This is a genomic window from Methylobacterium nigriterrae (assembly GCF_037106235.1).
Taxonomy (GTDB): domain Bacteria; phylum Pseudomonadota; class Alphaproteobacteria; order Rhizobiales; family Beijerinckiaceae; genus Methylobacterium; species Methylobacterium nigriterrae.
The window spans coordinates 1-21,988 of the sequence record NZ_JBAWTG010000020.1 but is presented as its reverse complement, the minus strand read 5'-3'; the positions used below and the strand labels follow the sequence as shown (position 1 = coordinate 21,988).

The 21,988-nt window shown below is 71.1% G+C and carries 14 protein-coding genes, 1 rRNA gene and 1 other RNA gene; 3 read left to right on the top strand and 13 right to left on the bottom strand.

The annotated features are described in order from the left end of the window. Positions 1-108 precede the first annotated feature (108 nt). From murD to rnpB, 8 genes are all read right to left on the bottom strand, one after another. A complete protein-coding gene (gene murD, locus WDW90_RS13040) occupies positions 109-1,482 on the bottom strand; it encodes a UDP-N-acetylmuramoyl-L-alanine--D-glutamate ligase (protein ID WP_336487814.1) in 1,374 nt (457 codons plus the stop codon). A gap of 57 nt (positions 1,483-1,539) precedes the next feature. After that, complete coding sequence (mraY, locus tag WDW90_RS13035) at positions 1,540-2,625, bottom strand: phospho-N-acetylmuramoyl-pentapeptide-transferase (protein ID WP_336487885.1); 1,086 nt, start codon at positions 2,623-2,625, stop codon at positions 1,540-1,542. Between the two features lie 105 nt (positions 2,626-2,730). Further along, complete coding sequence (locus WDW90_RS13030; RefSeq protein ID WP_336487884.1) at positions 2,731-4,194, bottom strand: UDP-N-acetylmuramoylalanyl-D-glutamyl-2,6-diaminopimelate--D-alanyl-D-alanine ligase; 1,464 nt, start codon at positions 4,192-4,194, stop codon at positions 2,731-2,733. Between the two features lie 8 nt (positions 4,195-4,202). Beyond that, the gene (locus WDW90_RS13025; RefSeq protein WP_431311031.1) at positions 4,203-5,678 is read right to left on the bottom strand and encodes a UDP-N-acetylmuramoyl-L-alanyl-D-glutamate--2,6-diaminopimelate ligase; all 1,476 of its coding nucleotides are present in this window, start codon (positions 5,676-5,678) and stop codon (positions 4,203-4,205) included. Positions 5,679-5,694: 16 nt separating this feature from the next. Further along, positions 5,695-7,593 (bottom strand): peptidoglycan D,D-transpeptidase FtsI family protein, encoded by a 1,899-nt coding sequence (locus WDW90_RS13020; protein WP_336487813.1) that lies wholly within the window; start codon positions 7,591-7,593, stop codon positions 5,695-5,697. Positions 7,594-7,598: 5 nt separating this feature from the next. Further along, positions 7,599-8,012, bottom strand: coding sequence for a cell division protein FtsL (gene ftsL / locus WDW90_RS13015; RefSeq protein WP_336487812.1), 414 nt, complete (start codon positions 8,010-8,012; stop codon positions 7,599-7,601). Next, positions 8,009-9,061, bottom strand: a complete 1,053-nt coding sequence (gene rsmH / locus WDW90_RS13010) for a 16S rRNA (cytosine(1402)-N(4))-methyltransferase RsmH (RefSeq protein WP_336487811.1) — start codon at positions 9,059-9,061, stop codon at positions 8,009-8,011. The genes ftsL and rsmH overlap by 4 nt, the downstream gene beginning before the upstream one ends. Before the next feature lie 409 nt (positions 9,062-9,470). After that, positions 9,471-9,881: RNase P RNA component class A (gene rnpB / locus WDW90_RS13005), an RNA gene on the bottom strand. Positions 9,882-10,073: 192 nt separating this feature from the next. Here rnpB and WDW90_RS13000 point away from each other — a divergent pair. Continuing rightward, the gene (locus tag WDW90_RS13000; protein WP_336487810.1) at positions 10,074-10,250 is read left to right on the top strand and encodes a hypothetical protein; all 177 of its coding nucleotides are present in this window, start codon (positions 10,074-10,076) and stop codon (positions 10,248-10,250) included. Between the two features lie 39 nt (positions 10,251-10,289). Here the strand turns inward: WDW90_RS13000 and gloA are convergent, their stop codons facing one another. Beyond that, positions 10,290-10,730 carry a lactoylglutathione lyase gene (gloA, locus tag WDW90_RS12995; RefSeq protein WP_336487809.1) on the bottom strand — a complete coding sequence of 147 codons (441 nt, stop codon included), beginning with the start codon at positions 10,728-10,730 and terminating at the stop codon, positions 10,290-10,292. Positions 10,731-10,910: 180 nt separating this feature from the next. On the opposite strand from gloA, the gene pepN reads away from it, so the two are divergent. Beyond that, positions 10,911-13,547 (top strand): aminopeptidase N, encoded by a 2,637-nt coding sequence (gene pepN / locus WDW90_RS12990; protein ID WP_336487808.1) that lies wholly within the window; start codon positions 10,911-10,913, stop codon positions 13,545-13,547. Between the two features lie 194 nt (positions 13,548-13,741). Continuing rightward, the gene (locus WDW90_RS12985) at positions 13,742-16,120 is read left to right on the top strand and encodes a PAS domain-containing sensor histidine kinase (RefSeq protein ID WP_336487807.1); all 2,379 of its coding nucleotides are present in this window, start codon (positions 13,742-13,744) and stop codon (positions 16,118-16,120) included. Positions 16,121-16,208: 88 nt separating this feature from the next. Here the strand turns inward: WDW90_RS12985 and WDW90_RS12980 are convergent, their stop codons facing one another. The 4 genes from WDW90_RS12980 to rrf all read right to left on the bottom strand — a co-directional run bounded on the left by WDW90_RS12980 (position 16,209) and on the right by rrf (position 21,756). Beyond that, on the bottom strand, positions 16,209-19,124 hold the full coding sequence (locus tag WDW90_RS12980) for a bifunctional [glutamine synthetase] adenylyltransferase/[glutamine synthetase]-adenylyl-L-tyrosine phosphorylase (protein ID WP_336487806.1): 2,916 nt from the start codon (positions 19,122-19,124) through the stop codon (positions 16,209-16,211). A 1-nt stretch (position 19,125) separates the two neighbouring features. Beyond that, positions 19,126-20,553: a sensor histidine kinase gene (locus tag WDW90_RS12975; RefSeq protein ID WP_336487805.1), complete on the bottom strand. Its 1,428-nt coding sequence runs from the start codon at positions 20,551-20,553 to the stop codon at positions 19,126-19,128. 10 nt (positions 20,554-20,563) lie between these two features. Further along, positions 20,564-21,262, bottom strand: coding sequence for a winged helix-turn-helix domain-containing protein (locus tag WDW90_RS12970; protein WP_336487804.1), 699 nt, complete (start codon positions 21,260-21,262; stop codon positions 20,564-20,566). Positions 21,263-21,640: 378 nt separating this feature from the next. Next, positions 21,641-21,756, bottom strand: a 5S ribosomal RNA gene (gene rrf / locus WDW90_RS12965). Between the last annotated feature and the right edge of the window lie 232 nt (positions 21,757-21,988).

Genomic DNA, 21,988 nt, shown 5'->3' with positions numbered 1-21,988 from the left:
TCCGTGACGCGGACCGCTCGGGCGGAGCGGGCCGGGGCCGGCCGCGATCCTGTGACGGAATGGTAAATGGTCCCTTATGGTTATCGCATCCTGAGCGCGGCGTGCGGCTCAGGGCAGGGCCCGCACCATCTCGCGGAACTGGTTGCCGCGGTCCTCGAAGCTCCTGAACTGGTCGTAGGATGCGCAGGCCGGTGAGAGGAGCACGACGGGCTCGGGCGCACCGGACGCAGCGGCCCCCTCGGCGGCCGCCCTCGTCGCTTCATCCAGGGTTCCGCAGCGGGTGTAGGGCACGGCGCCCTCCAGCGTCGCCGCGAAGGCGTCCGAGGCGGCGCCGATCAGGTAGGCGTGGGCGACGCGATCGAAGTGGGGCGCGAGGGGGAAGATGCCGCCGTCCTTGGCCTTGCCGCCGAGGATCCAGTGGATGTCGCGGAAGGCGGTCAGCGCCTTCTCGGTCGAGTCGGCGTTCGTGGCCTTCGAATCGTTGACGAAGAGCACGCGGCCGCGCCGGCCGACCTCCTCCATGCGGTGCGGCAGGCCGGGGAACGAGCGAAGGCCGGCCTGGATCGCCTCCTCGGCCAGGCCGAGGGCGCGGGCGACCGCCACCGCGACGGCCGCGTTCTGCCAGTTGTGCGCGCCGCGCAGCGAGCCGATGCCGGACACGTCCGCGACCGGCCGGCCGTCGCCCTCGAAGATTCCCCCGCCGCGGGCCGTCAGCCCGTCGATCGGCAGGCCGCCCTCGCCCGGCCCCTGGACGACGTGGACGCGGATCGTCGGCCCGGTCCGGCGCTCGGCGATGGCGCGGCTGAACCCGTCGTCGATGCCGACCACGGCGAGGTCCGAGCCCTGGATCAGGCGCTCCTTGATGCCCGCGTAATTCTCCATCGCGCCGTGCCGGTCGAGATGGTCGGGCGTGATGTTGAGGAGCACGCCGACGCTTGGCTTCAGGGAGGGCGTCAGGTCGATCTGGAAGGAGGACAGCTCGATCACGTGGACGCGCCCGGCCGCGGGCGGCTCCAGCGACAGGATGGCGGTGCCGATATTGCCGCCCATCTGCACGTCGCGGCCCGCTTGCCCCAGGATATGGGCGATCAGCGCCGTCGTGGTCGACTTGCCGTTCGTGCCCGTGATGGCGACGAAGGGCGCGTCCGGCGCGACGAGGGCCCGCTCGCGGCAGAACAGCTCGATATCACCGATCACCGCGACGCCGGCCGCCCTCGCGAGGTCCACGCTCCAGTGCGGGGCCGGGTGCGTCAGCGGCACGCCGGGCGCGAGCACGAGGGCCGCGAAGGCGGACCAGTCCGCCGCGCGCAGATCCGCCGTCGCGATCCCCTGGCCGCGGGCGCGCTCCATGCTCTCGGGATCGTCATCGCAGGCGACGACATCGGCGCCTCCGGCCCTCAGGCTCAGCGCCGTGGCGAGCCCCGATCCACCGAGGCCGAACAGGGCGACGCGGCGCCCTTCGTAGGTTGTGACGGGGGTCATGGGCCTTCCAGCAGACGGCGATAGCGGCTTTGCCGGGGAAGGACCATATCGACGACGCTAGCGCAACTTCAGGGTCGCGAGGCCCGCGAGCGCCAGGATCACGGCGATGATCCAGAACCGGATCACGACCTGCGGCTCCTTCCAGCCTTTCTGCTCGAAATGGTGATGGATCGGCGCCATCCGGAAGACGCGCTTGCCGGTCAGCTTGAACGAGGCGACCTGGATGATCACCGACATGATCTCGAGGACGAACAGGCCGCCGACGATGGCGAGCACGATCTCGTGCTTCGTCGCCACCGCCACCGCGCCGAGGAGGCCGCCGAGCGCGAGCGAGCCGGTGTCGCCCATGAAGATCTGCGCGGGCGGCGCGTTGAACCAGAGGAAGCCGAGGCCCGCCCCGATCACGGCGCCGCAGACGATGGCGAGCTCGCCCGTGTCGCGCACGTAATTCACCTGCAGGTAGTTCGCGGTGAACGAGTTGCCGACGAGGTAGGCGATCACCCCGAAGGTGCCGCAGGCGATCATCACCGGCACGATGGCGAGGCCGTCGAGGCCGTCCGTGATGTTGACCGCGTTGCCGGCCCCCACGATCACGAAGCCTGCGAACAACACGTAGAACCAGCCGAGGTTCAGGAGCGCGTCCTTGAAGACCGGGAAGGCGAGCTGGTTCTGCAGGGAGGCGGGCGAGTAGACCGCGATCATGGTGCAGGCCGAGATCGCGATGAGCGCCTCGAGCGCCAGCCGGAACCTGCCGGAAAAGCCCTTGTGCGACTGCTTCGTGACCTTGAGGTAATCGTCGTAGAAGCCGATCGCCCCGAAGCCGAGCGTCACCGTCAGGGTGATCCAGACGTAGTGGTTGCGCGGATTCGCCCAGAGCAGGATCGCCACGATGGCGCCCGCCAGGATCATCAGGCCGCCCATGGTCGGCGTGCCGCGCTTCGTCAGGAGGTGGGTCTGCGGCCCGTCCTCGCGGATCGGCTGGCCCTTCCCCTGGCGCAGGCGCAGCAGCGAGATGATCCAGGGGCCGAACCAGAACACGAACAGGCCCGCCGTGAACAGCGCGCCGCCGGTCCGGAAGGTGATGTAGCGAAAGACGTTGAGGGGCGAGAGCGTGCCGCTCAGGTCCGACAGGAGATACAGCATCCGGAACTCGACCGCGGCGTAACCAGGCATCAGGAGATCGGGTGGCGGAGGCCGCGGCACGCCTCCGATCCGTTCGCGCCGCAACCGCGCGCTCCGCGAAAGTCTCTACGGAGCCGCCGCGTGGGCCGACTCGCGTCGCGTTGGATCGCTCGCGTAGCGGGCTTTGAGGGCTTCGACAATCCGCCCCATGCGGATGCTGTTCGAGCCCTTGACCATCACGGCATCCCCCGGCCGCAGGGTCGAGACGACGGCGTCGACGAGATCGGGCGCCGTCGCGGCGCTGACGCCGCGGCGGCTCAGGGGCAGTGCCTCGAACAGGTGGCGCATCAGGCCGCCCGCCGTGAAGACGAGGTCGATCCCGTTCGCCGCGACCGCGTCGGCGAGCTCGCGGTGATGGCGCTCGGCCGCCTCGCCGAGCTCCAGCATGTCGCCGAGCACCGCGATGCGGCGCCCGCGCGAACCGGTCTCGATTCCGGCGAGCGTGGCCAGCGCCGCCCGGATCGAGGCGGGATTGGCGTTGTAGCTCTCGTCGACGAGGAAGGCCTCGCCGCCCTTGACCGCCAGCGCCGTGCGCTCGCCGCGCCCGACCGGAGGCTTGAGCGCCGCCAGCGACAGGGCCGCGCGGGCAAGATCGGCGCCGAGCGCGTGCGCCACGGCCATGACGCCGAGCGAGTTCTGGGCCACGTGCCGGCCCGGCGTGCCGAGCTGATAGGTCACGGGAATGCCCATCACGGTGGCGTCGACCACCGACAGGTCCGGGCGCATGACGATGCGGTTGCCGCGCACGTCCGCCTCCGGATGCTCGCCGAAGGTCACGATGCGGCCCGCCCGCGACGCCTGGGCGTGGGCGAGGAGGCGGGAAAAGTTCGGGTTGTCGCGGTTGATCACCGCGACGCCGCCCGGCTTCAGCCCCGAGAAGATCTCGCCCTTGGCGTCGGCGATGGCCGAGAGGGAGCGGAAATGCTCGATATGGACGGGCTCGACCGTGGTGATCAGCGCAACGTCCGGGCGCACCATCGCGGTGAGCGGCAGGATCTCGGCGGGGTGGTTCATGCCGATCTCGAACACGCCGTAGCGGGTCGCGGCCGGCATCCGCGCCAGGGTCAGCGGCACACCCCAGTGGTTGTTGTAGGAGGCGACCGAGGCGTGGGTCGCCCCCTGCGCGGCGAGAACGTGGCGGAGCGCCTCCTTGGTGCCCGTCTTGCCGACCGAGCCCGTGACGGCGACGATCGCCGCGTCCGTGCGGGCGCGGGCCGCGATGCCGAGGCGCCGCATCGCGTCGAGGACCGGATCGTCCGCCCCCTCCGGCACCGCCAGCACCGGGCCGTACCCGGCAAGCTCCGCGGCGAAGGGTTCCGAGACCACCGCCGCGCCCGCCCCCCGCTTCAGCGCGTCGGGGACGAAATCGTGCCCGTCGCGGGCCTCGCCGCGGATGGCGAAGAACAGGTCGCCGGGCTGGAGGCTGCGGGTGTCGATGGAGGCGCCGGTGATCGGCCGGGCCTCGCCCCGCAGGCGGCCGCCGGTCGCCGCGGCGAGGCTGTCCGCGGTCCAGAGCGGCGCATCGATCATCGAATCCGTCATCCCTTCACCTCCGCGATCGCGGCGCGGACCACCTCGTGATCCGAGAACGGGAGCACGCGATCCCCTACGATCTGGCCGGTTTCATGACCCTTGCCGGCAACGACCAGGACGTCGCCGGGCCCGAGGCCCGCCACGCCGGTGCGGATCGCCTCGGCCCGGTCGCCGATCTCGAGCGCGCCCGGCGCGGCGCCGAGGATCGCGGCGCGGATCGCGGCTGCCGGCTCGGTGCGCGGGTTGTCGTCGGTGACGATCACGCGGTCGGCGAGGCGGGTCGCGATGGCGCCCATCAGCGGGCGCTTGCCCCGGTCGCGGTCGCCGCCGCAGCCGAAGACGAGGACGAGGCGCCCTGTCGCGAAGGGTCGGAGCGCGCTCAGCACGCCCTCGAGCGCCTCGGGCTTGTGGGCGTAGTCGACGAGGCAGAGCGCGCCGTTGACCTCGCCGACCCGCTCCATGCGGCCGGGCACCCCGGCGAGGTGCTCCAGGGCAGCGAAGACGCCCTCCGGGGCGGCGGCGCCGGCCGGGGTCGCGAGGGCGAGGCCCGCCGCCACGAGGGCGTTCTCGACCTGGAAGCCGCCGACGAGAGGCAGGCGCACCGCCTGCGCGCCGCCGGGGCCGGTGAGGCGAAGAACCTGGACGAAGCCCTGCGTGCGGGCCTCCTCGAGCCGGATGTGGGCCCCGGCGCGCCCCGTCGTGCGGATGTCGAGCCCATTGCCCCGGGCCGCCTCGATCACGCGCTCGGCGAAGGCGCCGTCGGCGTTGACGATCGCGGGCGTGCTGGGCGCGGCCAGCGTGGTGAACAGGCGGAGCTTCGCCTGGAGGTAGTCCTCGACCGTGGCGTGGTAGTCGAGATGGTCCCGCCCGAGATTGGTGAAGCCGACCGCCGAGAGCCGCACCCCATCGAGGCGGCGCTGCTCGATTCCGTGGGAGGAAGCCTCCATGGCGAGGTCCGTGATGCCCTCTTGCCGGGCGAGGCAGGCGAGCGTCCGGTGCAGGGACACGGGATCGGGCGTCGTCAGCGAACCGTAGGAGGCGCCGCGATTCGTGACGATCCCGACCGTGCCAAGGCTCGCCGCCTCGCGGCCGAGGCGGGCGAGGATCTGGCGGGTGAAGTCGGCGACCGAACTCTTGCCGCTCGTGCCGGTGACGGCGACGACGGTCTCGGGCTGCAGGCCGTGGAAGCGGGCGGCGGCCAGCGCGAGGCAGCGATGCGCGTCCTCGACGGCGATCCAGGGCACGTCCGGATCGAGGTCAGGCGGCGGGGCGCCCTCCCCTGCCACGGCGATGGCGCCGGCGGCGACCGCGGCCGCCGCGAAGGCCTTGCCGTCGACGCGCGTGCCGGGCACGGCCATGAACACGAAGCCGGGGCCGACCTTTCGCGAATCGGCGGTGAGGCCCGCGACGATGTAATCCCCCGCCCCGTCCGTCCGGGCCTGCGGGAACAGCTCGTTCAGAGTCGGGCCGATCGCGGTCATCGCTCGCACCTCGCGGTCACGGGCCGCCCACCTGGGTCGCGTGATAGGCGCCGAGCTTCACCATGAGCGGGAAGGGCCTGACCGGCGGCTCGAAATAGGGCGGCAGGCCGAGGATGGGCGCCACGCGCTCGATGACCTTGCCCGTCACCACGCCCGAATTCCAGGCCGCGGTGGCGTACCCGCCGCTTTCCGGCAGGCCCTGCGGCTCGTCCATGATGGTGACGAAGAGATACTTCGGCTTGTCCATGGGCGCCGCCGCCATGAAGGTCGTGAACAGGCGGTTCTTCACGTAGCGTCCGTTGATCACCTTCTCGGCCGTGCCGGTCTTGCCGCCGACGAAGTAGTAGGGAATCGCCGCCTTCTTGGCCGAGCCCTCGGTGGCGTTGAGGCGCATGATGAAGCGCATCGCCTCGCTGGTCTCGGGCTTGAGCACCCGCGTCGCCCTGGCCATCGCCTCCTCGGGCGTCGTTCTGAGGAAGGTCGGCGTCATCAGGAAGCCGCCGTTCGAGATCGCCGCCACCGCCGCGGAAGCCTGCAGCGGCGCCACGGCGAGGCCGTGACCGAACGCGATGGTGATCGTGTTGATCTCGGTCCAGCGCGGCGGGATGATCGGCGCGGCGCTCTCCGGAAGCTCCGTGCGCAGCCGGTCGAGCAGGCCCATCTTCTTCAGGAAGGCCTTGTGGCCGGGCACGCCGACGCCGAGGGCCATCTTGGCCGAGCCGATGTTCGAGGAATGCGTGAACACCTCCGGCATCGTGATGACGCGGTTGGTGCCGTGGTACTCGTGGATCTTCTGGCGCCCCCAGTTCAGCACGCCGCCGCGGGTGTCGAAGGTCGAGTTGACGGTGTACTTGCCCGATTCGAGCGCCATGGCGAGCGTCATCGCCTTGAAGGTCGAGCCCATCTCGTAGACGCCGACGCTCATGCGGTTGATGCGGTCGTCCGAGAGCGCGTCGACCGGGTTGTTCGGGTCGAAGTCGGGCATCGAGACGAGGGCGATCACCTCGCCCGTCGTCACGTCCAGGATCATCGAGGCGCCGGCCTTGGCCCGGAAGTGCTCGATGCCCTTGGCGAGCTCGTCGCGCACCGCGAACTGCGCGCGCAGGTCGACCGAGAGCTGCACCGGCTTGAGGTCGGTCTGCTTGGCGACGAGGCCGAACTCGTTGAGAGCCTTGTTGCCCTGGGTGTCGATGTATTTCTCGATGCCCGCGATGCCGACATTGTCGAGGTTCGTCACGCCGAGGATGTGGGCCGCGGCCGTGCCGTTCGGATAGACGCGCTTGTGGTCGGGCAGAAAGCCGATGCCCGGGATACCGAGACGGTGCACCTCGGCCTGCTGCTTCGGGGTGATCTCGCGCTTGACCCAGACGAAGCCGACGCCCTTCTTGCCCGGCTTCGGCGTGAGCTTGGCGCGCAGCTCCGTGGCGTTGAGGTCCGGCAGGACCGCGGTGAGAAGCTCCACCGCCTCGTCCTTGTCGTAGATGTTGCCGGGCTCGGCGAAGACCGAGACCGTGCGGATGTCGGTGGCCAGGATCTCGCCATTGCGGTCGACGATGTCGGGGCGGATCGCCGTCGTGGCCGCGGCGGCAACCCGGTGCTCCTGGCTCGGGGGCTCCCCGAAGGAGGCCATCATCAGGAGGCGGACGCTGATCGTGCCGAACACAGCCGCGAAGGCGAGCCCGACCAGACCGACGCGGGTGTAGGAGCGCTCGATCGCGAGCCGGAACATCGAGCGCAGAAGGCTCGCCACGGTGCCGCGACGCGGGCGGGCCGGCCACCCGGCGGAGCCCGGCGACGGAGGCGCGAGGTCCGGTGCCGGACATCCGGCCGCCTCGGGCAGCGCTTCGGCCGCGTCGGGGGCCGACGCCGCGGATTCATCCGACGGATCGCGGTGGTGGAGGGGGTGCTCGGACACGGGAACTACCTCGAAGCCGTGGTCGGGGTTCGGGTCGTGGTGGTGCGGGTGATGGAGCCCGTGGTGCGGGGCTCGAGGGCGCCCGGCTTCTCCTTCGGCGTCGCCGTCGCCGCGAGAAGCCGGCCGATCTCGTCGCCGCGCTCGGGGCGGGCCGGCAGGTCGGCGAGGCGGGCGAGATGCTCGGTGCCGATGGGCTCGAGGGCGAGGTGCTTCTCGACCGCCGCCTGGAGCCGGTCCGGCCGGGTCAGAAGCTGCCACTCCGCGCGCAGCACCGCGATGGCTTGGCGCTCCTTGTGCAGGCCGCTCTTCAGCTTCGAGACCTGACCCGCCTGGTAGAGCGTGTCGTACTTGGTCGAGTAGGCGTAGACCGCCGAGGCGACGAGACCCAGGACGGCGATGAGGTTGAGGAGACGGATCACCGGCGTGACCCTCCGCGGGGAGTGGGTTTCGCCGGCAGGCTCGCCAGCACCTCGATGGCCGCGAGCGGCTCGGGCGGCGGCGCGTGCGTGCGCTGGGCCGCCCGGAGCTTGGCCGAGCGGGCCCGCGGGTTGGCCGCCGCCTCGGCCTCCGAGGGCAGGACCGGCCCCTTGGTGACGGGCTGGAAGCTCCTCGGCGCCGGGCGCTCCACGCTCGGCAGGTGGCGCGAGGCCTGGACGGCGCGGCCGCTGCGCGCGGAGAAGAACTGCTTCACGATGCGGTCTTCGAGGGAGTGGAAGGTGACCACGGCGAGACGCCCGCCGGGCCGCAGGATGCGCTCGGCCGCATGCAGCGCCCGCACGAGCTCGCCGAGCTCGTCGTTCACGGCGATGCGAAGGCCCTGGAAGGTGCGGGTCGCCGGGTGGATGCCGCTCGCCGGATCCGCGCGCACGACGCTCGCGACGATCTCGGCGAGCTGCCCCGTGCTCTCGATCCGGCCCCGGCGGCGCGCCTCGACGATCGCGCGGGCCACGGCGCGCGAGCGGCGCTCCTCGCCGTAGTGGAAGATGATGTCGGCGAGCTCGGCCTCCTCGCCGCCGTTGACGAGGTCGCCGGCGCTCGGGCCCGAACGCTCCATGCGCATGTCGAGAGGCCCGTCCTGGCGGAAGGAGAAGCCGCGCTCGGCCTGGTCGATCTGCATCGAGGAGACGCCGATATCGAGAACCACCCGGTCGGCGCCGGTCTCGCCCGCCGCCGCCACGATGGCATCGAGATCCCCGAACCGGCCCGCCACCAGCCGAAGCCGCCCGCCCGCTTCCGCGACGAGGCCGGTCCCGGCCGCGACGGCGGCGGGGTCCCGGTCGACCGCCACGACGGTGACGTCCGGATCGGCGGCCAGGATGGCGCGGGTATAGCCGCCCGCCCCGAAGGTGCCGTCGACGACGAGCCCCGGCCCCCGGATCGCTAGGGCGGCCATCACGGGCTCGAGCAGGACGGGGATGTGCGGCGCACCCGCGTGAGTTGCAGAATGGCCCTTGCCGGCCCGGCTCATCGCACCCTCGCGGCGGCGCGGGCTGGAATCCTGGCGGCGGCGTCCGGAACGGATCGGCTCATGCTTGCCTGCGATGCCCGAGATCCGCGACGCCGCGGACCCGGACGATGGGGCGGCCCCGGATGCGCGGTGACCACAGGCTCGCGCACGAACGAACACCCAACGGTAGTGGGTAGCGTCCGCCGATCCGAAAATCGCCGTTGACGGGATGATGGCGGGTACCATGGGCCTCTGAAGGTCGTCAACGCGCACGGCCGCAGGGTCGCGGCAGGGTCGCGGACGTATCGGATCAGACCTCAGCAAGGTTAACCGAGCGTAAGCTTTCGCTCGATTTTGCGCCTGCGGCGCGATCGTGGAACGGCTGCCATGTCGTTGACCGCGCGGCCTAATCGATGCCCGTACGCGATTGCGGATCAGCCGGCCTGTAAGCCGGGTTCTGTAGGGCCCAGGGTTCCCGAAGGATCCCTGGACGTGGCGGCCATTCCTCTGGGACGGTCGTTGCCGACCGCCTCGAGCAACCAACCCGGGCGACCGGCCTGGAGAGTGGGCCTGCCACCCCTCTCGGGGGGCGCGTCGCCCCTATTCGGTTTTGCTCCCGGTGGGGTTTGCCGTGCCGTCCGCGTTGCCGCGTCCGCGGTGCGCTCTTACCGCACCCTTTCACCCTGACCCCGCGGCGGCCGGCGGCCGTGCGGGGCGGTCTGCTCTCTGTGGCACTGTCCCTGGGGTCGCCCCCGCCGGACGTTATCCGGCACCGTCTCTCCATGGAGCCCGGACTTTCCTCCCCGGACCCGAGGTCCGGAGCGGCCGCCCGGCCGGCTGATCCGGTGCGGGATGTGCGCCGCAGGACGGTTCGGGTCAAGCCGGCGACGTCCTCGGGCGCGCGGGTGCCTCCCGGGAAGGCATGCCCGGATTTTCACCCTCCGGTTGCAGGCTTGTCGGTGGGGCCCTAGCTCCGGTGCTGGAGGTTGCGTCGGCCTTCGCGGCCGCGGCCTCATCCTGCGAGGAGACGACCATGGCGACGCAAGACACGACCTGGACGCTCGAATCCGTCCAGGCCCTGACCGAGATGGCCCGCGAGCGCGTCCCGGTCTCCGTGATCAGCCTCAAGCTGAAGCGGCCGATCGAGGCCGTCTCGGCCAAGCTCGCCGAGCTCGGCATCACGCCGACCGTCGACACCGGCGCCGGCTGACCGGTCGGCGGCGTCCGCGGCGCGCGCGCCGCACGGCCCTCACCAGGTGCCGGTGTTCTCCATGGAGGCCCAGGGCTCCTGCGGCGGCTTCGCGCCGCCTGCCTGCAGGATCTCGATGGAGATGCCGTCCGGCGACTTCACGAAGGCCATGTGGCCGTCGCGCGGCGGTCGATTGATGGTGACGCCGCGATCCTTGAGGCGCTGGCAGAAGGCGTAGATGTCGTCGACCTGATAGGCGAGGTGCCCGAAATTTCGGCCGCCCGAATATTCCTCAGGATCCCAGTTGTAGGTGAGCTCGACGAGGGGCGACTTCGTCTCCTCCGCCCGCTCCGCGTCGCCCGGGGCGGCGAGGAAGACCAGGGTGAAGCGGCCCTTCTCGTTCTCGACGCGGCGCATCTCCTTCAACCCGAAGGTGTCGACGTAGAAGGCGAGCGCCCGGTCGAGGTCCGAGACGCGGACCATCGTGTGCAGGAATTTCATGGACAGTTTCTCCGCTGATGCGGCCCTAACTGGCTCATGCGTCGGGGGCGTCAACGCCGTGCGCGCCCGTTCCGGCGCGGCCCTTGCAGCCGCGGGCTGCGCGGCGCGTTGCCCCCGGCCCGGCAGCCGCTAGAAGCGGGGGACTCCGATCCACACGGCGAGAGGCTCCAGAGAGGCTGCATGCGCACCGAGACGCCCCCGACGATCCGCCTGGAGGAGTACCGGCCGAGCGATCACCTGATCGACAGCGTCGATCTCGACGTGCGCCTCGCGCCGCGCGAGACCCGCATCACCGCCGTGTTCGCCCTGCGACCGAACCCGGCCGGCGAGCCGGGCGCCCCCCTCGTCCTCGACGGCGACGACCTCACCCTGCTGGCGCTCGACCTCGATGGCCAGACGCTGCCGCCGGATGCCTACGCGGCGTCCAGTTTCGGTCTGACCCTCCACAGGCCGCCGCAGCGCCCCTTCACGCTGCGCATCGAGACGCAGGTCGACCCGACCGCCAACACCAAGCTGATGGGCCTCTACCGCTCGAACGGCGTCTACTGCACGCAGTGCGAGGCGGACGGCTTTCGGCGCATCACCTACTTCCTCGACCGGCCGGACGTGATGTCGGTCTACACCACCCGGATCGAGGCGGATCGCGGCGAGGCGCCGGTGCTGCTCGGCAACGGCAATCCGATCGAGACGGGCGAGGCCGGGCACGGGCGCCACTACGCGGTCTGGCACGACCCGCACCCGAAGCCCGCCTATCTGTTCGCCCTCGTCGGCGGCCGGCTCGACACGGTGGCGACCCGCTTTACCACGATGGAGGGCCGCGCCGTCGAGGTCGCTGTCTCTGTCGAGCCCGGCAAGGGGTCCCGGGCGGGTTACGCCCTCGACGCGGTGATCCGCTCGATGCGATGGGACGAGGCGGTCTTCGGCCGCGCCTACGATCTCGACGTGTTCAACGTCGTCGCCGTATCCGACTTCAACATGGGTGCGATGGAGAACAAGGGCCTCAACATCTTCAACGACAAGTATGTTCTCGCGAGTCCTGAGACAGCGACCGACCAGGACTACGCCAATATCGAGACGATCATCGCGCACGAGTATTTCCACAACTGGTCAGGCAATCGCGTCACCTGCCGCGACTGGTTCCAGCTCTGTCTCAAGGAGGGCCTCACGGTCTTCCGCGACCAAGAATTCTCCTCCGATATGCGCTCGCGCGCCGTGCACCGGATCGGCGAGGTGCGGACGCTGCGCGCCCGCCAGTTTCCCGAGGATGCCGGCCCCCTGGCGCATCCCGTGCGGCCCCGGGCCTATGCCGAGATCAACAACTTCTACACGGCGACCGTCTACGAGAAGGGCGCCGAGATCGTCCGGATGCTGCGCACCCTCCTGGGCGAGGCGGCCTTCCGGACCGGGATGGACCGCTACTACGCCGACAACGACGGCCGGGCCGCCACGGTCGAGGATTTCCTCGACGCCTTCGCGCGGGCGAGCGGCCGGGATCTCACCGCCTTCGCGCAATGGTACGAGCGGCCGGGCACGCCCCGCATCGCCGTCGAGGGCCGATACGACGCGGCGGAGCGGACCTACGCGCTGAATTTTCGCCAGAGCCTGCCCGGCGGTGGCCCGCCGCTGGTGATCCCCTGCGCGCTCGGCCTCGTCGGCTCCTCCGGGACGCTCGCCGGGGCAGTCTGCCCGCAGGTGCGCGACGGCGTCTTCGTGCTGGAGACGGCGTCCGCCGCGATCACCTTCGCGGAGGTGCCCGAGGCGCCGGTGCCCTCGCTGTTTCGCGGCTTCTCGGCCCCCGTGCGGACCGAGATGTCCTTGAGCGATGCCGAGCGCCTGGCGCTCCTGCGCCACGATGCGGACCCGTTCAACCGTTGGCAATCCGCCCAGAGCATCGGGATGCGGATCCTCGTCGAGCGCGCCGGTGCACGGGCTCCCGAGTCCGACGATGCGGGTCCGGCCGCGCAGGACTTCGCGGGGGCGCTCGCCGCATTCCTCGATACCGAGGCGCTCGCCGACCCGGCCTTCGCCGCCCTCGTGCTCGGACTGCCCGGAGAGGGAGACGTGGCGAACGAGATCGGTGCCGAGATCGACCCGGACGCGATCCATCGGGCACGGCAGACCCTGCGCCGCCATCTCGGCAGAGCGCTCGCGAGCCGGCTGAGTGGCCTGCGCGGGGATCTGGCCGACGTACCCGGCGCGCCCTTCAGCCCGGATGCGGCCGCAGCCGGCCGACGCGCCCTGCGCAACGCCGCGCTCGACCTGATCGCGGCGGCAGACCCGGTGGTAGGGGCGGATCTGGCCCGCGCGCAACTCGACGGCGCCACCAACATGACCGACAGGCTCGCCGCGCTCGGCGTGCTCTCGCTGATCCCGGGCGAGGCCCGCGAGGCCGCACTCGCGGCGTTCGGAGAGCGCTACGCCGACGAGCCGCTCGTTCTCGACAAATGGTTCGCGATCCAGGCCGCGATCCCCGAGGAGGATACGCTCGAGCGCATCGCCCGGCTTCGGCAGCACCCCGCCTTCTCGATGACGAACCCGAATCGGGTGCGGGCTCTCATCGGCAGCTTCGGGCTCACCAACCCGACCCAATTCGCACGGACCGACGGCGCGGGCTTCGCGCTGCTGGCCGAGACGGTGGAGATGCTCGACAGGTCCAATCCCCAGATCGCCGCCAAGCTTTTGACCACTTTTGGATCATGGCGGATGTTGGAACCCGCAAGGTCCTCGAAAGCCGGGGAAATTCTCGCGCGGATCCGAGCCATTCCAGGGCTGTCGCGGGATGTCGCCGATATCGCGGCGCGCACCTTCGCCGGCTAGTTAACTCTTTCTTAACAGGGCATTTTTTGCGACTCGGCACGCTGCCCCGAGGCGGTGGGGCCGGCCGACACTGTCAAGGACCAGCGCGAGAAAGCCGTGGACAAGTCGCTCCTGAAAATGATCATATATGCATGATTCGAAGCGAGCGTTCCTAACCGCTTCGGAGTACCCACACAGAGCGACGAGGTTCGGTCATGCCGGAGGCGGATTCCGCTTCCCTCTCCGCGCGCGCGGATACGATCCTTGGCATTCACCGGCCCCTGCATGCGACGCATGCGCGCTTCGTCCGGGCCGAGACGTGGCTGCGCTACGCGGTGCCTGCCCTGCTGGCGACCTTCCTCGCTTGCCTCGGCGGCATCGCCACCCTTCACCTTCAGACCCAGCGGGACGACATCCTGCAGCGGGCCATCGCCGATATCGAGGTCTTCACCCATCTCGCCGCAGAGGCGTTGCCGGATTCCGCGCTGACGGCGGACACGGCTTACGCGCGCCTCAGGGCCCTGATGCCCGAAGGCTCGCTGCAATCCGGCCGTCAGCTCCTCGTGATCTCTCCCGCTGAGCGCATCGTCGCGGCCCATCCGCCGCTCTCGGCCGCCTACGAAACGCTGAGCCAACTGCTCGGCGAGAGCCAAGCCCTCTCGACGCTCGGCGAGCGCGCCGGCGTGATGAGCCTGACGCTGGCCAACGGCGAGACGGCACTCGCCGCCATGCGCCGCGTCCCGGGGAGCGAGGCGCGGCTCGCGGTGGTCCAGCCCGTCGAGGCGATCACGGCGGGCTGGAGCGACCGGGCGCGGCACCAGGCGATCCTGCTCGGCGCCGCCGGCATCGTGATCGTCGGCATCGCGCTCGCCTACGGGCTGCAGACGCGTCGGGCCCACGCGGTCGACAGGCTCTGCGAGCAGATCAAGCAGCGCCTCGACACCGCTCTCGGCCGGGGCGGCTGCGGCCTGTGGGACTGGGACATCCCGCGCGGGCGCATCTACTGGTCCGATTCGATGTACGCGCTGCTCGGCTATCACCGCGAGCGCGAGTTCCTCTCCTTCGGCGACGTCAACGCCCTGGTCCACCCCGACGACGGCGACCTCTACAGCCTTGCCCGCGGTCTCGCGGCGAGCCAGACCACGATCGACCATGCCTTCCGGATGCGCGGAGCCGACGGCTCCTACGTCTGGCTGCGCACCCGCGCCGAGATCGTGCCGGACCAGCACGACGGCGGGCGCCACCTCGTCGGCATCGCGGTCGACGTCACCGAGCAGCGCAACCTCGTCGAATCCACCGCCACGGCCGACATGCGACTGCGCGACGCCGTCGAGGCGATCTCCGAGGCCTTCGTGCTCTGGGACACGAGCAACAGGCTCGTGCTCTGCAATTCGAAGTTCCGCCACCTCCACGCGCTCAGCCCCGAGGACGCGCAGCCCGGCCGGCGCTACGGCGAGATCATGGGCCGGGGCGTGCTGCCGCGGGTGCGGCGCGAGATGCCGGACACGGAGCCGGCCGGCGCCACCTCCCGGACCTTCGAGGCCGAGTTGACGGACGGGCGCTGGCTCCAGATCAGCGAGCGCCGCACCAAGGACGGTGGCTACGTCTCGGTTGGCACCGACATCACCAGCCTGAAACGGCACCAGGAGCAGCTCGTCGCCTCCGAGCGGGAGCTGATCGAGACGGTCAAGGACCTGAAGCGCTCCCGCCGGACCCTCGAACTCCAGACCCAGCAGCTCGCGGATCTCGCCGAGCGCTACCTCGACCAGAAGGCCGCCGCCGAGGGCGCCAACCAGGCAAAATCCGAATTCCTGGCCAATATGAGCCACGAGCTGCGCACGCCGCTCAACGCCATCATCGGCTTCGCCGAACTGATGGAGAGCGAGGTCTACGGTGCTCTCGGCTCACCCCGCTACGCCGATTATTGCCGCGACATCCGTGCGAGCGGCAATTACCTCCTGTCGGTCATCGACGACATCCTGAACATGTCCCGCATCGAGGCACAGCGGGTGCGGCTCGTGCGCCGCGAGCTTCCGGTCGAGGCCGCCGTCAGGAACGCCCTCAAGCTCGTCGCCGAAGCCGCGCGGGCGAAGTCCCTCACGCTCACTCTCGATCTTCGCCCGGATATGCGGGTGCTGGCCGACGAGCGGGCGTTTCACCAGATCCTCGTCAACCTGATGCAGAACGCCGTGAAGTTCACGCAGGCCGATGGGCGGGTCATGGTCCGGGCGCGCGCGGCCGGTGATCAGATCCATCTCTTCATCGAGGACAGCGGCATCGGAATACCGAAATCCGCCCTCGCGAAGCTCGGCGCTCCCTTCGCGCAGGTCGAGACCAACCTGACCCGCAGCCACAAGGGTTCGGGGCTCGGCCTCGCGATCGCGCGCTCCATGGCGGAGCTGCACGGTGGATCCCTGCGCATCCGATCCGAGGAAGGGCTCGGCACCATCGTGCTGGTGCGCCTGCCGACCCCCACGCCAGAGCGACTCGCCGCGATCGTCGCGGAGGAGGGTTCGCAGCAGACCGTCGCGGCCCTGCGCGAGGCCGCCGGCGCGAGTCTGCGCGCGGCCCCGCTCCAGCCCGCAGTGGTCTGATCGATCCGCCCGCGGGCAAGTCAGACCCGTATTCCCGGCACGCCGAGGGGCCCCGGCCGACACGACGGCCGGCAAGCCGTGGCCGGTCCTACGTCATCAACCGCTCGAACAGCGCCCGCACCTCCGCCCGCTCGGTTTCGAGCTGCGCGGTCAGCGCCCGCGCGTCCGGCCGGCCCGTGGCGGCGGCGAGCCGGGCGAGCGCGACGTCCGAGGCCGCCGTCGGCTCGCCCTCGACCATCAGGCGCTGCCAGTGATGCACGTCGTCGAAGAGGCGGTACGCGGAGACGAGCCTGTCCGCCGCGTCCCGCGCCAGAAGCCCGTGGCCGGCGGCACGTTCGAGCACCGTCGGCGCATCGAGGCCGATCAGATCGCGATGCGCCGCGGCGTGGCCAAGCACCGTGGCCTGGGCCAGGAAGTCGAGATCGAGCAGCCCGCCGGGCGCGAGCTTCAGGTCGAGAGGACCCTGGTCGCCCTTCTCGCGCTCGATGAGCTCGCGCATCTCGCGCACGGCGCGGTTGACGGCGGCAGGCTCGCGCGGCGCCGCGACCACGGACACGATCGCCTCTGAAACCTCGGCGGCGAGAGCCGCATCGCCCGCGATGACGCGGGCCCGGGTGAGCGCCATGTGCTCCCACAGCTCGGCCTCCTCGGCCATATAGCTGCGGAAGCTCGGGACTTGCGTGGCGATCATGCCCTGGCCGCCGCCGGGCCGCAGGCGCAGGTCGATCTCATAGAGGCCGCCGCGCCGCGTCGGAGCGGTGAGGGCGGCCACGAGGCGCTGCGTCAGGCGATTGTAGGCGACCGCCGCATCGAGAGGGCGCGGACCATCGCTGGTGCGGCACTCGGGGTCGAAATCGTACAGGACGACGAGGTCGAGATCCGACTCGGCCGTGAGCTGGCAGGAGCCGAGGCGTCCGAGTCCGAGGACGACCATCCGCCCGCCCGGCACCGATCCGTGATCGGCCGCGAAGGCAGCCGAGACCGCCCGAAGCGCGGTCGCGACCGCGGCGGCAGCGATGCCCGAGAAGGCTTGTCCGGCTCCCGACGGCGGCAGGATCCCCGAGAGGAGACGCGCGCCCGTGACGAAGCGCATCTGGCGCGCGGCATCGCGGCTGCGATCGAGGAAGTCCTCGTAGGCGGCGGGCGAGCCGACAAGGCCGCGAAACTGCTCCGCGAGTTGGGCGGCGTCGGTCGTCGGGTCGACGAAGGCCGGATCGATCACCGCATCGAGGACGTGGGGGCTGAACGCGACGGTGTCGGCGAGCCGCGGCGCTGAGCCGAGGAGGTCCGCGAAGAGGAGCCGCAGCCGCTCGTGCGAGCGCAGGATGGTGAGAAGCTCCACCGCGGCGGGCATGCGGCCGAAGGCGCGGTCGAGGGCGTCGAGCGCCGCGTCCGGATCGGGCGTGCCGGCGAGCGCCTGGATCAGGGCCGGCACGAGCTCGGTGAGGACCTCCCGGGCACGCGGGCTGCGCACTGCCGGGCGGCGCCCGAAGTGCCAGCCGCGCACGGTCTCGATCGCGCGCGCCGGCTCGCGGAAGCCGAGATGGCGCAGGGTATCGAGGGTGCCCGGATCCTCGCCCGTGCCGCTGAAGACGAGATCGCCGACCTCGGAGGACAGGTCGGGCTCGGCTTCGAACAGGAGCGCGTAATGGGCCTGGACGGCCCGAGCATGGTGGAGGAGCGCCGCCTCGAAATCGGGTAGGCCGGCAAAGCCCGCGAAGTGCGCGAAGCGCGCGAGCTCGGCCGGGTCGGCCGGAAGGCGCTGGGTCTGCTCGTCACGCACCATCTGGAGGCGGTGCTCGACGGTGCGCAGGAAGACGTAGGCGACCCGAAGCGCGTCGCGGGCCTCGGCTCCGATCCAGCCCTCGTCGGTGAGGCTTGCGAGCATCTCGACGGTGCGACGGCCCCGCAATGCCGGGCGCCGCCCGCCGAAGACGAGCTGCTGCGTCTGCACGAAGAACTCGATCTCCCGGATACCGCCGCGCCCGAGCTTGATGTCGTGGCCCGCCACCGCGATGGTGTCGTGCCCGCGCACCGCGTGGATCTGCCGCTTCATGGCGTGCACGTCGGCGATCGAGGCGAAGTCGAAGTACTTGCGCCAGACGAAGGGCCGCAGGTCCGCCAGGAAGCGCTCGCCCGCCGCGAGGTCTCCGGCGATGGGGCGCGCCTTGATGTAGGCCGCCCGCTCCCAGTTCTGGCCGAGCGTCTCGTAGTACGTATAGGCCGAGTTGAGGCTCATCGCGGTCGGCGTCGAGCCCGGGTCGGGGCGCAGCCGATAATCGACCCGGTGGACGTAGCCCTCGGCCGTGCGCTCCTGCAGGAGCTTGCCCATCCCCTGCGCGAGGCGGCTGAAGAACGGGGTCGGCTCGAGCCCCTCCTTCAGCGATCCGGCCTCGGGATCGAAGAAGACCACGAGGTCGATGTCGCTGGAATAGTTCAGCTCGCGCCCGCCGAGCTTGCCGAGGCCGAGCACGACGAGGCCGCATGCCTCCTGCGGTGCGGCCCGGTCACGCGGCAGGAACCGCCCGATCTCCGTGGCCTGGAGGAGCAAGGCATCGAGAGCCGCCGAGACGGAAGCGTCGGCGAAATCCGACAATGCCCGCGTCACCGTGTCGAGGGACCAGAGCCCGCCGATATCGGCGAGCGCCACGAGGAGGGCGTGCTCCGCCCGGTTGCGCCGCAGGCGTCGCCCGACCGCCTCGAGATCGACCGGCCCGCCGGGAGCCGGGCGCCCGGCCGCGCGCTGGTCGGCGATGAGTGCCGCGACCGCATCCTCGGGCGCCGTCGCGGCGAGCCGCGCGAGGCGGTCGGGATCCCGCAGGGCGAGCTGCCACAGGAAGGGGGAATGGTCGGCGAGCCCGAGAAGGAGCGCGCGCATCGGCCCCTCGCGGCAGGAAGCGGGCAGCGCCGCCTCGATGTCCGCCAGCCGCGCCGCGGCCCCCGCCGGATCGAAGAGAGGGGGCGCCGCCGTCAGGCGGGCCCGGAGAATAGCGCTCTCGCTCATGTCATTCGCCCTCGCCCAGGGCGGGCAGGGTTATCACAACGCGCAGGCCCGGCGCATCGTCGAGGAGCGCGAGCGAGCCCTGGTGCAGCCGCACCACCGCGTTGACGAGGCTGAGGCCGAGCCCGAATCCGGGTCGGGAGCGGGCATCCTCCAGGCGCACGAACCGGTCGAGCACCCGCGCCCGCGCCTCCGCCGGTATGCCGGGCCCCTGGTCGGCGACGCTGAGCACGATCCCCGTCCCGGCCCGCCCTGCGGAGAGCGCGATCCGCCCGGGCGCCGCCCTGCGCGCGCCGCCATACTTGATCGCGTTGTCGACGAGGTTGGCGAGCGCCTGCCCGACCAGCTCGCGGCTGCCCCGCAGCATCAGGCCGGATTCGGCCGACACGTCGAGGCGCAGGCCCTTCTCCTCGGCGAGCGCCTCGTAGAGCTCGCCGACCTCCCGGGTCGCGAGCCCCGCATCGAACGGAGCCATGATCTCGCTGGCGTTGCCCGCCTCGAGCCGCGCGATCATCAGGAGCGCGTTGAACACCCGGATCAGCCCGTCGCTCTCCTCGATGACCGATTCCACGGCCGCGCGCAGCGCCTCCGGCGAGTCGGCATGGCGCAGGGCCTCGTCGGCGCGGTTGCGCAGCCGCGTCAGCGGCGTCTTCAGGTCGTGCGCGATGTTGTCGGAGACCTCGCGCATGCCGCGCATCAGCTCGCCGATCCGCTCCAGCATCGCGTTGAGGTTCTGCGCGAGCCGGTCGAGCTCGTCGCCGTTGCCCGCGACCGCGAGGCGCCCGTCGAGGTCGCCCGCCATGATGGTGCGGGTGGTCTCAGTCATGTCGTCGACGCGCTTCAGCACGCGGCGCGCCACGAACCAGCCGCCGCCGACGCCGAGGATCACCACGAGGGCGAGCGAGGAGCCGAAGGTCCGGCTGATCACGGCGCGCAGGCGGTCGCGCTCCTCGACGTCGCGTCCGACGAGGAGCCGGAACCCGCCCGGCAGGGTGAAGATGCGCACGATCGCCCGGTGCGCGTAGCCGCTCGCGTCGCCGCTGCGGCTGTAGGCGATCTCGGCCTGGCCGGGCGCCGAGAGGATGCCCGGCGGCACCTCGCCGACATTGCCGACGACGTGCTCGCCGAGGCCCGTGGTGACGAGGTAGAGCGAGGCGCCGGGCTCGCGCGCGCGCCGCTCCACCACCGCGATGAGGCGGCGCAGGCCACCCGAATTGTACTGCTCGGACAGGCCGTTGATCTCGGCATCGATCGTCGAGATGATCTGGTCGTCGAGGACGCGCCGCGCGCTCCAGGCCACGTAGCCGAGGGCGAAGAACGCGAAGGCCGCGAACACCACGAGATAGGCGAGCGAGAGCTTGAACGCCGTGGTGCGGAACAGCTTGCCGAGGCGCGCGAGGCGTCCCTCCGCGGCCGGAACCGCCGCGCTCACGCGACGACCCTCACGGAGCGCGCACCTCGTCAGCCCGCACCATGTAGCCGGCGCCCCGGACGGTGTGGATCATCGGGTGCTCGAAGCCCTTGTCGATCTTGGCGCGCAGCCGCGAGACGTGAACGTCGATGACATTGGTCTGCGGATCGAAATGGTAGTCCCAGACATGCTCGAGCAGCATGGTCCGGGTCACGACCTGGCCGGCATGCCGCATCAGGTATTCGAGGAGCCGGAACTCGCGCGGCTGCAGCACGATCTCGCGGCCGGCGCGGGCGACGCGGTGGGAGAGGCGGTCGAGTTCGAGCTCGCCGACCCGGTACGCGGTCGCCTCGGCGCTGCCCGGCGCGGCGGCGCGGCGTCGGGCCAGGACCTCGGCGCGGGCGAGGAGCTCGGAGAAGGCGTAGGGCTTCGGCAGGTAATCGTCGCCGCCCGCGCGCAGGCCCTTGACCCGGTCGTCCACCTGGCCGAGCGCCGAGAGGATCAGCACGGGGGTCGCGACCTCCTGCTCGCGCAGCGAGCGGATCAGCGACAGGCCGTCGAGCTTCGGCAGCATCCGGTCGACGATCAGCACGTCGTAATCGCCCTCGCGGGCGAGCGCGTAGCCGTCGAGGCCGTCCAGGGCCTGGTCCGCGACGTGCCCGGCCTCGCGGAAGGCCTTGACCAGATAGGCGACCGCCTCGCGGTCGTCCTCGATGATGAGGAGGCGCATGGTTGCCTCAATACGGCGAGCGAGAGCGGCGGGAAACATGTCGCGGGAGTCGCACGGCGCGCATCCCCTCCCCTTTCGCGCGCCGCGTGAACGGCAGGCCGGCCCTGGCGACGGGGCCGGCCTGCCGCGGGTTCGCGACCGACGGCGCTCATGGGGGCAGAGAGAGTGCGGGCGGAGGGCGTCCCCTGCGGACCGCCCCGGGGCAGGTGCCTCGATGGACGATCCGTGGGACGACCTTGGCGGGTCCGGCCTTACGGCGATGTCGCGGCCGGATGACGGTTCGGTAAGGGAGGCGCCGGAACGACGAAAGGCCGCCCTCAGAGGGGCGGCCTTTCGAGGCGGTTCATCGTGATGAGGGATTGGTTCTGCTGTTTGCGGGACTGGCGGCGACCGACTCTCCCGTGTCTTGAGACACAGTACCATGGGCGCTGGCGCGTTTAACGGCCGAGTTCGAGATGGGATCGGGTTTGAGGCGCGCCGCTCGAGCCACCAGTCCGGCGGACAGCAGGGTTCGGCAAGCGTGACCGACAGCCGTAGCCGCCGGTGACCGACAGCCGTAGCCGCCGGTGACCGGCAGCCGCAGCGGCCGGTGACCGGCAGCCGCAGCGGCCGGTCCGGGTCTTCTTGTGTGTGTGAGCGAACATGGATCACGAGAGCGATCAAGCTCGATCGAGCGATTAGTACCGGTCAGCTCAACGCCTCGCGGCGCTTGCACATCCGGCCTAT

Bases quoted from the DNA above. Each gene is read 5' to 3' on its own strand.
- WDW90_RS13000 (WP_336487810.1), top strand. From the start codon at position 10,074: ATGGCGACGCAAGACACGACCTGGACGCTCGAATCCGTCCAGGCCCTG.
- murD (WP_336487814.1), bottom strand. From the start codon at position 1,482: ATGACCCCCGTCACAACCTACGAAGGGCGCCGCGTCGCCCTGTTCGGC.
- WDW90_RS12980 (WP_336487806.1), bottom strand. From the start codon at position 19,124: ATGAGCGAGAGCGCTATTCTCCGGGCCCGCCTGACGGCGGCGCCCCCT.
- WDW90_RS13025 (WP_431311031.1), bottom strand. From the start codon at position 5,678: ATGACCGCGATCGGCCCGACTCTGAACGAGCTGTTCCCGCAGGCCCGG.
- rsmH (WP_336487811.1), bottom strand. From the start codon at position 9,061: ATGAGCCGGGCCGGCAAGGGCCATTCTGCAACTCACGCGGGTGCGCCG.
- WDW90_RS12985 (WP_336487807.1), top strand. From the start codon at position 13,742: ATGCCGGAGGCGGATTCCGCTTCCCTCTCCGCGCGCGCGGATACGATC.
- mraY (WP_336487885.1), bottom strand. From the start codon at position 2,625: ATGCTGTATCTCCTGTCGGACCTGAGCGGCACGCTCTCGCCCCTCAAC.
- WDW90_RS13030 (WP_336487884.1), bottom strand. From the start codon at position 4,194: ATGATCGATGCGCCGCTCTGGACCGCGGACAGCCTCGCCGCGGCGACC.
- pepN (WP_336487808.1), top strand. From the start codon at position 10,911: ATGCGCACCGAGACGCCCCCGACGATCCGCCTGGAGGAGTACCGGCCG.
- WDW90_RS12970 (WP_336487804.1), bottom strand. From the start codon at position 21,262: ATGCGCCTCCTCATCATCGAGGACGACCGCGAGGCGGTCGCCTATCTG.
- gloA (WP_336487809.1), bottom strand. From the start codon at position 10,730: ATGAAATTCCTGCACACGATGGTCCGCGTCTCGGACCTCGACCGGGCG.